Source organism: Myroides sp. (genome assembly GCF_032073645.1).
GTDB classification, from domain to species: Bacteria; Bacteroidota; Bacteroidia; order Flavobacteriales; family Flavobacteriaceae; genus Flavobacterium; species Flavobacterium odoratimimum.
This window is the reverse complement of sequence record NZ_DAMANB010000002.1, coordinates 182,829-195,721: the sequence shown is the minus strand read 5'-3', so window position 1 is coordinate 195,721 and position 12,893 is coordinate 182,829. Positions and strand designations below refer to the sequence as shown.

Here is a 12,893-nt window from a genome sequence, read left to right as displayed (position 1 = left end):
GGGTAATCAGCTGACTAATAGCCCTTAATTTTAAAATACAAATCACAATTCGAACCCTCGCATTTGACTATAAAAATGCTTTTATCAACATCCATAAATTAGCATTTACAACAAGGCCAGAAGCGCTGAAATGGACAAATTCACACTTTTACAATAAATTATTACTCCTTTTAGAATTTTTCTCATATTTAAAAACGTATATTTGTGGGAATTTAAAAATCGCATTTAGAAACTACATGGAGCGAACTTTAAAAGAAGATGGTAAATTCCGTTTTATAGAAATTGGCGAAGGTACACCAATTGTTATCTTACACGGATTAATGGGAGGTCTGAGCAATTTTGATGGTGTTACAAATTTTTTCCCAAATGAAGGTTACAAAGTAGTTCTTCCAGAACTTCCACTTTACACGAACAGTATTTTAAAAACGAATGTAAAGGCTTTCGCAAAATTTGTAAAAGATTTTATAGATAGAAGAGGTTATAAAAAAGTGATCTTGCTAGGAAATTCTCTAGGAGGACATATCGCTTTGTACTTTTCAAAAATGTATCCTGAATATCTTCAAGCGATGGTATTAACAGGAAGCTCTGGCTTATACGAAAGTGCTATGGGAGACAGTTACCCTAAACGTGGGGACTATGAATATATCAAGAAGAAAGCTGAAGATGTATTTTATCACCCAGAAATAGCTACTAAAGAAATCGTAGACGAAGTCTTTGCTACAGTTAATGATCGAATGAAAGTAATCAAGACTATTACTATCGCCAAAAGTGCGATACGACACAATATGTCTAAAGATTTACCTAAAATAAAAGTACCTACGTGTTTAATCTGGGGAAAGAATGATAAAGTAACCCCTCCTGAAGTAGCTGTAGAGTTCAATGAACTACTACCTGACTCTGACCTGTATTGGATCGATGAGTGTGGACATGCTGCTATGATGGAACACCCAGATCAATTCAACGAATTACTAAACGCGTGGTTTATCAAAAGAAATATCAAGTAAAATGAAAATAAATACAGCTGAATTTGTTGTTAGTAACTCTGACGCTAAGAAGTGTCCTAATGAACCTATCCCTGAATACGCATTCATCGGTAGATCTAATGTAGGTAAGTCTTCTCTGATCAATATGCTTACTAATCAAAAATACTTAGCCAAAACCTCTTCTAGACCAGGAAAGACACAACTAATCAACCACTTTAAAATTAATTCTAATTGGTATTTAGTAGACTTACCAGGTTATGGGTATGCAAAAGTATCTAAAAAGACTAAAGCTGTATTCCAGAAGTTCATCACAGATTACTTCGAGAATAGACAACAATTAGTAAGTGCCTTTGTATTAGTAGATATCAGACATGAGGCTCAGAAGATTGACTTAGAATTCATGCAGTATCTAGGAGAGACAGAAGTTCCTTTCTCTATCATCTTTACTAAAGCTGATAAAGTAGGTAAACAAAAAGTAGCTGGACTAATAGCCGACTACAGAAAGAAAATGTTATCTGATAACTGGGAAGAAATGCCTCCGTGCTTTGTTACCTCATCAGAAGACAAAACTGGTAGAGACGAAGTCTTAAACTATATCGAAGAAATAAACGTTGAGATGTTTAAAAATCAAAACTTTATATAAAACAAAAAAACTGCTTAATAGCAGTTTTTTTTATTTCTATCATTAGATATAATACTCATTTACTGTAATAATACCTGCCCTAATAGCATATCGTGTTGCATCATACACATTGCTAACACCTAGTTTCTTAAATATATTCTTGCGATGTGTTATCACTGTATGAGCACTAATATTGCGGTCTGCAGCTATCTCCTTAGTCATTTTTCCAGATGCTATTTCTTTTAGTATCTCACGCTCAGCATTAGTAAGCACCTGTTCCACTTTCAGAATACTATCCTGATGTTCTTCCAGCTTCTTCATTATCCAAGGTGCGAGATAGGTCTCCTTAGAAATAGTCTTATAGATACCCTCCTTGATATGTTCTAGCTTATCATTTTGGAAGACAATATTAAAAGCAGAAATGCGATTAGACAAAAACTGTTTTAACCATTGCTCATTTAACTCACTAAAAAACAACAACCATTGTGACTTCTCACTTTGCTCTCGCAGCAGTAGCAATAACTCCGTTTGCTTCTCTAGACATCTACTAAAAGGATCTACAATAATGACTGCACTAGGGTTCTTTAGAAGATAACTCTTTAAGCCCATCAAATCATCAATCTCAACAATACTTACCTCTCCTGAGCAAACCTCTCTAATAAGCCCTTGTAAAGCGTAACGCGTGATTTCTTGACTCTCTACTATCCCTATATTTAACATCCTTATCTCCTTAAGTTAACTCTTCCACTCCTCTATTGCTAGAATAAAGTATCTTATTAATATTCTACTACAAAAATACATAACTTTTTCTAGTATTAACACAACACTAAATAGTCTTATAACAAAAAAGGTTACTCTTAATTATAATATTAAGAGCAACCTTTTATATGAATAAACGCTAACTAATTCTTTTTATTTTTTCCCTTATTTATAAAGGTTTCCATTTTCGATCTCCTCTACCTCTGGAATTCTAAATAAGTAATTCACACTATTAGGAACAAAAGAAGACTTGTCAGAAAAACTAATGATTCTATGTCCTTGTGGTAATAAATCTACCGTTATCTGGCTTATCTTACCTTGGCTATCCATTACTTCATAAGTATAAGGAACCAACTTATCTTGAGGATATAACTTTCTTTCTACAGCCAACTTGTTACGCACAATATCCACTCGTGAAAATCCTTCACCAAACAATTCTTTTCTTCTCTCTATCCAGATTTCATCAAGAAGAGCTTGTCCACTTAATCCACTCACTTCCTTAGCACCTCTTGCTGTTTTTAAAACATTCAAGGCATTAATAGCATCAGCACGTCCTAATCTAGCTTTTGCTTCTGCACTTATTAGATACATCTCTGACGAACGCATTAATACAATATCTGCTATACGACCAGCTTTAAACTTAAATTTAGCATATCTCATATAAGCTACATCTCTCGTTTTCGGAGAAGTATTAGAAGGATCTGGAGCCCAGTAAATCATACTTTTTCTATAATCCCCTTCATCAAATAACTCTTTAAAGTAAGGGTCAGCATTAAAACTGAAATAATAACTCTCTTTTGATGTTACATCTAAATAGTTAAACTGATAAGAAGCCCCACTTTGTTCAGATGTCTGTTGATGTCCCCATATCCACTCTACATTACTAGAGTCGTTAAAACCACTCTTATAATCATCTTCTGACATCAATTGACCATACTTGCTCAACACTGCCTCTGCATAAAAATTAGCTTTCTCCCAATTCTGAGTATACAAATAAGCACGTGCCAATAATCCTTGTACTACAGTCTTATCAAATTTATACTTAAGATTTCTCTTATAAGTATCAGGTATCAAAGACAACGCTTCTTCTAAATCCGAAATGGCTTGTTTATACACTTCTGTCACAGTAGCTGCTGATGCAGGTACTGTACTAGGTGTAGTTGCAGTCAAATAAATAGGCCCTACTACAGCATTAGGATTTACGTCTATAGCTAATGCATAACTAGAAGCTAAGTGTAAGTACATAAATCCTCTCAACGCTAATGCTTGACCACGTACACGCTGTTTTTCATTTACAGTACCTTCTGAAGCAAATACTTTATCAATTACGTTATTAGCATTATCAATCGTTTTATACGTAAGATTCCAACTAAACGAATTTGTCCCTCCACGATTATAAAGAGCTGTGAAAGCATAATGACTACTAAATCCATACATATTATTCACCACTACATCATTCCCCATAGCGTCGTTTGTTCTTAAAAACGCTCCATATCCTGGATTAGCATAAGTACTATATGAATCCATTAAGTTAGCCCATGTACCGATCAATACCTTGTCATTACCTTCTACTGTAGTAAAAACATTCTCATTCACCACTGCATCTGTAGGTTCAGTATCTAAAGAACAAGAAGTCATTCCAATAGAAAATAGAACACTAAACGCTATATATTTAAAAATTGTTTTTCTCATGATTTCTTAATTCTTTATAATTTAATATTTAATCCTAAAGACAATGTCTTCATCGCTGGGTATCTATAATAAGTAGTCCCGTTGAATGTTTGCTCTGGATCAAAACCTTGTTCTTTTGTCCATGTAAATAAATTCTCTGCTTGGAAATAAATAGAAGCAGATGATAAATTAATTTTTCTTAACCACTCTTGTGGAACGTTATAAGCTAACGTAAGATTCTTTAATTTTAAGTATGAACGATCTACCAAGAAACGATCTGAAGTATTCGTCCAGCTATTAGCAGGATTAGTTGTTAATCTAGCGATATCAGTATTAGGATTCTCTGGCGTCCATCTTCCCATCATATCCGCACTCCATGTACTACCATTACCTGCATGTCTATACATTCCTACCTTATCCCCATTATAAATCTTACCTCCTATATTATAAGTAAAGTTAGCAGATAATTGCCATGACTTATAAGACAACTCTGTTGAGAAACCTCCAGATACATCAGGTAACGAAGTTCCTTTGTATACTTTATTTTTATTTCCACTTACACTGCTGTAGTTCTCAGTCACTGTACGACTACCATCCTCATTCTGAATATACCATTGTGCATTACCATTCTCTGGATTTACACCAGCCCACTCAGGCAAATAGAAATCATAAATAGATCCTCCTACTTTCCATATCTGGTTCCCTTTATTGATTTCAGAACTAGGTAATGAAGTAATTTTATTTTTATATGTAGTCAAGTTTAATCCTACACGCCATCTCCAATCTTCTGTTTGAATAGGAATACCATCTAAAGTAAATTCCCATCCATAGTTTTTAATTCCTCCAATATTTACATCTTTGTTAGCAAATCCAATAGATGGAGCTAACTGTTGATTAAATAATAAATCTTTTGATCTTCTTTCGAAGTACTCTACTGTACCAGTCAGACGATTATCAAACAATCCAAAATCTAATCCAATATTTAAGTTTAAGTTCGTTTCCCACGATAAGTTAGGTGTATCCATTCTAGAGCTAACTAATCCAGATTCTCCTAAGTTATTACGTATAGCATACAACCCTTGATAAGCATAATACCCTACCTTATCATTTCCTTGTGCACCATAACTTGCTTTTAATAATAAGTTGTTTAACCAAGTATCTCTATACTCACTCATAAAGTCTTCATCTATAATTCTCCATGAAGCACCGAATGACCAGAAACCTCCCCATTTATTAGATGATTTAAAACGAGACGATCCGTCTGCTCTATAAGATCCAGATAAATAATATTTCTTATCATAAGAATAGTTTACACTCCCGAAGAAACTCAACATACTATATTTATCAGCCTTTCCATAAAAATCTATCAATCTAGAAGCAGCATCAGGCTCCTCGAATCCCATCATCGCAATCTGTTCTCTTGCACCTCCAAAATAGTTAGAATCATACTGATAATACTCTTGTCCTGCCATTACAGCTAAAGCGTTCTTATCATCTAAATCAATATTGTAGTTTAAAACATTATTAAACGTCATATTAATTGTTCTTGTATTTCTACGGCTAATACTTCCTCCATAATTAGCAGAAGCTCCTTTATCAGGGTTTGACACACTATGGTCATACATACTATTGTAATCAACACTTAAAGATGTCTTTAATTTTAAGTTATCCAAAAACTTAACCTGTCCGTATGTTCTAATACTCGCTACATCTCTTTTTATTTCACTCTTATCCAATGGAAGAGTTTCTACTAAGTTGTAATTTCTATAAGATGTAGTTCTATAGTTCCCATAGTCATATATCAGTCCTCCAGTATTTGCATCTCTTAGATATTCTCCTGTAGCTAAATCACGTTGATAAATAGGATAAAAAGAAGGTAACCCTCTCGCAAAACCAATTACATTATTAATCGCACTATCATCCTGTTTCGGATAGTCTTGTATAGAATGAGACGCAGAAACATTCATCCCTATTTCTAACCAATCCTTAGCATCTATCACGATATTAGAACGCATATTAAAGCGTTTAAAACCTGATTCTAACACGTATCCTTGATCGTTTAAATACCCTCCAGAAACGTAGTATCGAGTATTCTTACCTCCTCCACTTACACGTAAATTAATATCTGTAAATCTCGCATTCTGACTTAATGCATCATTCCAATCGTCATTCCACAAAGGCTTTAACCCTGGCAATAACTTACCGTCTGTACCTACAGGAAATGGGTTACCTGTTCCGTAAGGATTAATCCCCACCGAACCAATCAAGTTATTTGTCGCATAAGCAGCTGCTTCGGTAGCATTCATTTTTGCAGCATCCATCTGCCCATTTCTTAATGCTTCCCACTGCAATTCCATGTACTGATTAGTACTTAATTGTTTATAATCACTACGTGCTCTATCAGAAAAACCATGCTTTGCACTGATTTCTATCTGGGGTTTTGTTTCTTTACCACCTTGCTTAGTTGTAATCATTATTACCCCATTAGCTGCACGAGATCCATATAACGTTGCTGCAGTAGCATCTTTTAACACCGATATAGATTCGATATCTGTAGGAGAAATAGAATTTAAACCTCCTTCAAAAGGCACACCATCAACTACAAATAAAGGATCACTATCTGCATTCATAGACCCAATACCACGGATTCTAATTGTCGCATTAGACCCTGGCTGTCCACTAGCCGAGAAAGACTGAAGACCCGCTACAGTACCTTCTAATGCTTTAGACACATCACTTACTTGTGCCTTCTCTATATCTTTAGCTTGCACTAAACCTACTGACCCAGTATACGTCTTCTTATTAGCAGTACCATAAGGCACTGTAATTAATACTTCTCCTAGTTCACTCGCTTCGTCTGCAAGTTTTACATTCAGAACTTCCTGTCCTTTATATGTAATATTCTTTGTGGTATATCCTATAAATGAAAAGACTAATACCTGTCCATTATTAACTTTTATAGAGTAATTACCATCTAAGTCTGTCATTGTTCCTTCATCACTTCCCTGAATCAGAACACTCACACCTGGTAAGGCTCCACTTATATCTGTAACAGATCCTGTCACAAGTTTTTCTTGCGCCTGTAAGTTTAAAACACTAACAAACACAAATAAGATTGCGTAAATTTTTTGCATAAAACAATTAGTTTAAAATGAACTATCTTTGAAAGACTGATTCATTATGTCTAGAAATATTGAAATGTAGTATCGGTACAGCCACCATTAGCTGACCTAAAAAGAATAAACTATAGGCAGCAACACATGCACATCATAGAAGATGCGCTAGAAGAAAAGAAATCAGTAAATCTAAAAATACGAGTGTCAAGTTCTCGCTTTTGTTGAATTGATTGCATAATATTTAGGTTATATATTTTTTTCTTATCAGTGAAAAAAGCAAAGTAGGGAAACCCTTATATGTAATTATTTTCTTACAAAACAAACAATAATTATACACAACAGATTAAGGATATAGCACTCCCTACTTTTGTAATACAAAGGTATTTCAACACCTCATTCTATGAAATACCATGTATATGGTATATTTTAATTCTCTCTCATAATATTCAGAGAAGAAAGACTCCATAACCACCCAAAACGACAAAATAGTCAACCTTTTAATTAGAGCCAAAAACTAGTAAATACAAGGAGGGAGTACTCCTTTTTTCACAACAAAAACCCGACTGGTCGCATATTTATCGCATAGTGATGGCATACTGCTCGCATAGTTTTACCCATTTTTTATGCGATCACTATGCCATCAATACCCCATTACCTTATGACCCTATCAATTATAGACCAAAAAAAAGGGCTCCCATTACTGAGAGCCCTTATATAAGTATACTTATAATCTTACTTTACATGTAAAACGAAGTAATTTTTCTTTCCTTTTTGTAGTAATACGAATTGATCATTAATCAAATCATTTGTAGTCACTACGTAGTCTTCAGCTACTTTCTCTTTGTTTACAGAGATAGAGTTAGCTTGTAACGAACGACGAGCATCTCCATTAGATGAAGCCAAATTAGAATTAGCCGCTAAGGCATCTACGATAGTTAACCCAGCTTCGATATCTGCTTTTGCTACTTCTGATTGTCCCACTCCATCAAATACCTCTAAGAAAGTCTTCTCATCTAATTGTTTTAAATCTTCTGTAGAAGAGTTACCGAACAAAATATTAGACGCTTTGATAGCATTATCTAATTGCTCTTGACCGTGTACCATAATCGTTACTTCTTCTGCTAGGCGACGTTGTAACACACGTAAATGTGGAGCCTCTGAATGCTCTTTTACTAATGCTTCAATATCTTCTCTAGAGATGAATGTAAAGATCTTAATATAACGCTCAGCATCAGCATCAGCCACGTTTAACCAGTATTGGTAGAATTTATATGGAGAAGTGTACTCTGCAGACAGCCAAATATTACCCCCTTCTGACTTACCGAATTTAGTTCCGTCAGCTTTAGTAATCAATGGACAAGTAAGCGCATATGCTTTCTCGCTAATTGTTCTACGGATTAACTCTGTACCTGTAGTGATATTTCCCCATTGGTCAGATCCTCCCATTTGTAATGTAATATTATTCTCTTTGTATAAATGCAAAAAGTCATATCCTTGCATTAATTGATAACAGAACTCTGTAAATGACATTCCATCTTGGAACTCACCGTTTAGACGTTTCTTTACAGAATCTTTAGCCATCATATAGTTTACTGTGATATGCTTACCTACTGTACGAATAAACTCTAAGAAAGAGAAATCCTTCATCCAGTCATAGTTATTTACTAACACAGCAGCATTCTCAGCACCTGAATTAAAATCTAAGAAACGACTTAATTGTTCTTTAATCGCATTTTGATTATGACGTAAAGCTTCTTCGTCTAATAAGTTTCTTTCATTAGACTTTCCTGAAGGGTCACCTACCATACCAGTAGCACCTCCCACAAGAGCATAAGGTTTATGTCCAGCTAATTGAAAGTGTTTCAATAGCATTACTCCTACTAAATGTCCAATATGCAATGAATCGGCTGTTGGGTCAATTCCCACATACGCAGCACGCATTTGCTCCAACAAATGTTCTTCAGTGCCTGGCATTACGTCGTGGAGCATTCCTCTCCAAGTCACTTCTTCAATAAAATTCTTCATTTAAATAAATTTTACACAAAGATAGCTCAAAACCTTAGCTTATGGAATAAAAATTCTCAAACACTGCATTTTTATACGTTTTCTACATTTATCCTTTAAGAACTAATAATAGGGGCGTTAGAATTCAACTTTATTTCATAATTTTTCACTATGTAAAACATATAACTTACTTTTGTCTAAATATGATACTAGTAACAGGAGGTACAGGCTTAGTAGGAGCACATTTATTATTACATCTTCTTCAGTCAGAAGGTGCAGTTCGTGCTATTTATAGAAATGAGGATAGTATTAAAAAAACGAAAAACCTCTTCGTCTTAAACAATCAAGAAGCCCTATTCTTAAAAATAGAATGGGTCAAAGCAGATCTAATAGATGTACCTGCCTTAGAAAAAGCCTTTGTTGGAATTGATTATGTATATCATTGTGCAGCTTTAGTCTCTTTCGAGCCTAAAGATGAAAAAAAACTTCGCAAGACAAATATAGAAGGCACTGCAAATATCGTGAACCTATCTATCGCCTTTAACGTAAAAAAACTGTGCTATGTTAGTTCTATCGCCGCTCTAGGTGAGACGATAGCCAAAGATAAAATCATTACAGAAAAGACAGATTGGAACCCTGAGCTATACCATGGAGACTATGCTATCACTAAGTATGGAGCCGAAATGGAGGTATGGAGAGGGACTCAAGAAGGACTAGATGTAGTCATCGTCAATCCTGGTATTGTATTCGGACGTGGCTTCGGTTATGAAGGTAGTGGAGCTTTCTTCCAAAAAGTAAAGAAAGACTTCCCATTCTACACCACAGGTATTGCGGGAATCGTAGGAGTAAATGATGTGGTAAGAGCAATGCATCTCCTCATGATCAGTGATATTAAAAATGAGAGATTCGCATTAGTCTCAAATAATATTACTTACCAAGAGCTTATCAATCATATCGCAGACTTAATGGGTAAGAAACATCCTAGTATCCATGTATCGCGCACATCAAGTCTATTCGCATGGAAGTTAGACAACTTCGTCTCTCTGATAACGAGAAAAAAAAGAAGCTTTACACGATCAATCGCGCAAGCTTCTCATTCTTCTTATATTTATGATTGTTCAAAAATTAAAAACACTATTGAATTTGATTTCGAAGACTATCAATCTTTTCTCGATCCAATTTCACAGTATCATCAACTTTAATATCTTCTTTACTTAATTCGTCTTTAGGCTCATCTTGAGATTTAGACAATAAAGAGTCTGCCACAACCTTAGCCGCTTCTAGACGACTTAGAATATTGTTCTGCATACTGTGGTACACACCATCCCCTAGCTCTACATAGTATCTATTATTCGATACAAAAGCAAGACTGTCTATATCGTACTTCTTAAAGATAGAATTAACGTCAAGTCTCTTTAGAGTATCTTCTCTACTATATGCACTTACACTCTCGATAGAGTATAACAATGCCATATCATATAAGATATCTTCCATTTTTTGTTGCTCGATAAATGGAGACGGTTTTACCACATCATTCTTACATGACATAAGTATAAACACAGCTAATATTACTAAGTATTTATTCATCTATTCTTTGATTTTATCGTACGAATAATAATCGTTGTCCTTTGTGTTCTTCTTTTACCTTATCGTTCTCATACGCTAAGAAACCATTTACAAAAGTATGAGTAATTTTAGAACTAAATTTCTCTCCTTCGAATGGAGACCACCCACATTTATATAAAATATTGTCTTTATTTACTTCCCAGTCATGATTCACATCTACGATAGCTATATCAGCATGGTATCCTTCTTTTACATAACCGCGTTTCTCTACTTGGAATAAAATAGCAGGATTATGTGCTGTTTTCTCTACGATTTTCTCTATACTGATTTTCCCTTGTTTAGAAGCTTCAAATAGCGAAACTAAAGCATGCTGCACAAGTGGTCCTCCAGAAGGAGCAGAAGAATACGCTTTACTCTTCTCTTCTAAGGTATGAGGTGCATGGTCAGTAGCGATAACATCTATTCTATCATCTAACAACGCCTTCCAAAGACCATCTCTATCAACTTCTGTTTTTACAGCAGGATTCCACTTGATAAAGTTACCTTTTTTATCGTAATCTTTATCCGTGAACCATAAATGGTGAACACATACCTCTGCAGTAATCTTTTTATCTTTTAAAGGGATATCGTTTCTAAACAATTCTGTTTCCTTCGCTGTAGAAAGGTGGAATACGTGTAGTCTAGCTCCTGTTTTCTTCGCTAACTCTATCGCTTTAGAAGAAGATAAATAACAAGCCTCTTCACTTCGGATAATCGGGTGATACTTCACAGGGATATCTTCTCCGAACTCTTCTTTATACTTCGCTAAGTTAGCCTTAATGGTTCCTTCATCCTCAGCATGTACAGCGATAAGCATAGAAGTACTCGAAAAGATCTTTTCTAATACATCCTGTCTATCTACTAACATATTACCTGTAGACGAACCTAAGAAAAGTTTAATACCAGCTACATTACGTGGGTTTGTTTTTAGCAGTTCTTCTAAGTTATCATTTGTACCTCCCATCATAAATGAATAGTTAGCAAATGACTTAGTAGACGCTATTTCGTACTTCTGTTCTAATAATTCTTGAGTCACAGCATTAGGTACTGTATTCGGTTGCTCTATAAAAGAAGTAATCCCTCCAGCAATAGCTGCTCTAGATTCAGATTCTATATCACCTTTATGAGTCAATCCTGGTTCTCTAAAATGCACTTGATCATCAATCATTCCAGGAATAACATAATTCCCTTTTGCATCAACAACAGTTACATCATCAGAAACTTCGATATTAGGAGCTACTTTTGCAATAAAGCCATTCTCGATTAGAACATCCGCTTCTACAATAGTCCCTTCATTTACGACTTTTCCGTTTTTAATTAAATAGTGTGTCATTATAGTGTGTTTAGTAGTTTACGTATACGTAGATTAATAACGCCAAAAACAGCTTCTTTAATAATTCCTCCAGACATTTTAGATTCGCCTCTCGTCCTATCTGTAAAAATAATAGGCACTTCCGTAATCGAAAAGTTCTTTACATAAGTACGATACTTCATCTCGATCTGAAAAGCATACCCAACAAAGCGCACCTTATCAAAATCAAAACTCTCTAATACTTTGCGTGAAAAACAAACAAAGCCTGCTGTCGTATCTTTAATTTTCATCCCAGTTATCATTCTAACATAAATAGAAGCTCCATAAGACAACAAAACACGGTTTAACGGCCAATTCACCACATTAACACCTGTAACATATCTAGAGCCAATCGCTAAGCCTTGATTCGCTTTACAAGCTTCTAAAAGTTTAGGAAGGTCATTCGGATTATGAGAGAAATCCGCGTCCATTTCAAATACATAGTCATAGTCACGTGCCAAGGCCCATCTAAAACCATGGACATAAGCAGTACCTAGCCCATTCTTACCTTCTCTCTTCTCTAAAAACAAAGATTCGGGATACTTACTTTGCAACTCTTCAACTACAGCTGCAGTACCATCAGGGGAATTATCATCAACAATCAGAACATGAAAATGCTGAGGCAATGCCATAACAGCATCGATAATCAATTCTATATTTTCAATTTCATTATACGTTGGTATAATGACAAGTCCTGACTCCATTTTTTAAAACGTTTGCCACAAAAATAACCTTTTTCTAGAAAGTTATCACTTAAATAAAATACAAAGTCAATCTAAAAG

The 12,893-nt window shown here is 34.9% G+C and carries 10 protein-coding genes; 3 read left to right on the top strand and 7 right to left on the bottom strand.

Annotated features, from left to right (window positions below; translation table 11 throughout):
* Positions 1 to 236: 236 nt before the first annotated feature.
* Both RT228_RS02610 and yihA read left to right on the top strand, forming a co-directional pair.
* Complete coding sequence (locus RT228_RS02610; RefSeq protein ID WP_006259693.1) at positions 237 to 1,004, top strand: alpha/beta fold hydrolase; 768 nt, start codon at positions 237 to 239, stop codon at positions 1,002 to 1,004.
* A 1-nt stretch (position 1,005) separates the two neighbouring features.
* The gene (yihA, locus tag RT228_RS02605) at positions 1,006 to 1,626 is read left to right on the top strand and encodes a ribosome biogenesis GTP-binding protein YihA/YsxC (protein ID WP_058699138.1); all 621 of its coding nucleotides are present in this window, start codon (positions 1,006 to 1,008) and stop codon (positions 1,624 to 1,626) included.
* 42 nt (positions 1,627 to 1,668) lie between these two features.
* On the opposite strand, the gene RT228_RS02600 is transcribed toward yihA, so the two are convergent.
* The 4 genes from RT228_RS02600 to tyrS all read right to left on the bottom strand — a co-directional run bounded on the left by RT228_RS02600 (position 1,669) and on the right by tyrS (position 9,176).
* A complete protein-coding gene (locus tag RT228_RS02600; RefSeq protein ID WP_058699139.1) occupies positions 1,669 to 2,325 on the bottom strand; it encodes a response regulator transcription factor in 657 nt (218 codons plus the stop codon).
* A 204-nt stretch (positions 2,326 to 2,529) separates the two neighbouring features.
* Positions 2,530 to 4,056: a RagB/SusD family nutrient uptake outer membrane protein gene (locus tag RT228_RS02595; RefSeq protein WP_006262251.1), complete on the bottom strand. Its 1,527-nt coding sequence runs from the start codon at positions 4,054 to 4,056 to the stop codon at positions 2,530 to 2,532.
* Between the two features lie 14 nt (positions 4,057 to 4,070).
* Positions 4,071 to 7,169 carry a SusC/RagA family TonB-linked outer membrane protein gene (locus RT228_RS02590; protein WP_058699140.1) on the bottom strand — a complete coding sequence of 1,033 codons (3,099 nt, stop codon included), beginning with the start codon at positions 7,167 to 7,169 and terminating at the stop codon, positions 4,071 to 4,073.
* 714 nt (positions 7,170 to 7,883) lie between these two features.
* Positions 7,884 to 9,176, bottom strand: a complete 1,293-nt coding sequence (tyrS, locus tag RT228_RS02585; protein WP_006259698.1) for a tyrosine--tRNA ligase — start codon at positions 9,174 to 9,176, stop codon at positions 7,884 to 7,886.
* Between the two features lie 182 nt (positions 9,177 to 9,358).
* On the opposite strand from tyrS, the gene RT228_RS02580 reads away from it, so the two are divergent.
* The gene (locus RT228_RS02580) at positions 9,359 to 10,357 is read left to right on the top strand and encodes an NAD-dependent epimerase/dehydratase family protein (protein ID WP_058699141.1); all 999 of its coding nucleotides are present in this window, start codon (positions 9,359 to 9,361) and stop codon (positions 10,355 to 10,357) included.
* Here the strand turns inward: RT228_RS02580 and RT228_RS02575 are convergent.
* The 3 genes from RT228_RS02575 to RT228_RS02565 are packed head-to-tail and all read right to left on the bottom strand — an operon-like array spanning position 10,290 to position 12,815.
* A complete protein-coding gene (locus tag RT228_RS02575; RefSeq protein WP_058699142.1) occupies positions 10,290 to 10,742 on the bottom strand; it encodes a DUF4296 domain-containing protein in 453 nt (150 codons plus the stop codon). The two genes, RT228_RS02580 and RT228_RS02575, sit on opposite strands and share 68 nt — an antisense overlap.
* Before the next feature lie 13 nt (positions 10,743 to 10,755).
* On the bottom strand, positions 10,756 to 12,093 hold the full coding sequence (locus tag RT228_RS02570; protein ID WP_058699143.1) for a dihydroorotase: 1,338 nt from the start codon (positions 12,091 to 12,093) through the stop codon (positions 10,756 to 10,758).
* The gene (locus RT228_RS02565; RefSeq protein WP_006259702.1) at positions 12,093 to 12,815 is read right to left on the bottom strand and encodes a polyprenol monophosphomannose synthase; all 723 of its coding nucleotides are present in this window, start codon (positions 12,813 to 12,815) and stop codon (positions 12,093 to 12,095) included. Before RT228_RS02565 ends, RT228_RS02570 begins: the two co-directional genes overlap by 1 nt.
* Positions 12,816 to 12,893 lie beyond the last annotated feature (78 nt).

Bases quoted from the DNA above. Each gene is read 5' to 3' on its own strand.
- RT228_RS02610 (WP_006259693.1), top strand. From the start codon at position 237: ATGGAGCGAACTTTAAAAGAAGATGGTAAATTCCGTTTTATAGAAATT.
- yihA (WP_058699138.1), top strand. From the start codon at position 1,006: ATGAAAATAAATACAGCTGAATTTGTTGTTAGTAACTCTGACGCTAAG.
- RT228_RS02600 (WP_058699139.1), bottom strand. From the start codon at position 2,325: ATGTTAAATATAGGGATAGTAGAGAGTCAAGAAATCACGCGTTACGCT.
- RT228_RS02595 (WP_006262251.1), bottom strand. From the start codon at position 4,056: ATGAGAAAAACAATTTTTAAATATATAGCGTTTAGTGTTCTATTTTCT.
- RT228_RS02590 (WP_058699140.1), bottom strand. From the start codon at position 7,169: ATGCAAAAAATTTACGCAATCTTATTTGTGTTTGTTAGTGTTTTAAAC.
- tyrS (WP_006259698.1), bottom strand. From the start codon at position 9,176: ATGAAGAATTTTATTGAAGAAGTGACTTGGAGAGGAATGCTCCACGAC.
- RT228_RS02580 (WP_058699141.1), top strand. From the start codon at position 9,359: ATGATACTAGTAACAGGAGGTACAGGCTTAGTAGGAGCACATTTATTA.
- RT228_RS02575 (WP_058699142.1), bottom strand. From the start codon at position 10,742: ATGAATAAATACTTAGTAATATTAGCTGTGTTTATACTTATGTCATGT.
- RT228_RS02570 (WP_058699143.1), bottom strand. From the start codon at position 12,093: ATGACACACTATTTAATTAAAAACGGAAAAGTCGTAAATGAAGGGACT.
- RT228_RS02565 (WP_006259702.1), bottom strand. From the start codon at position 12,815: ATGGAGTCAGGACTTGTCATTATACCAACGTATAATGAAATTGAAAAT.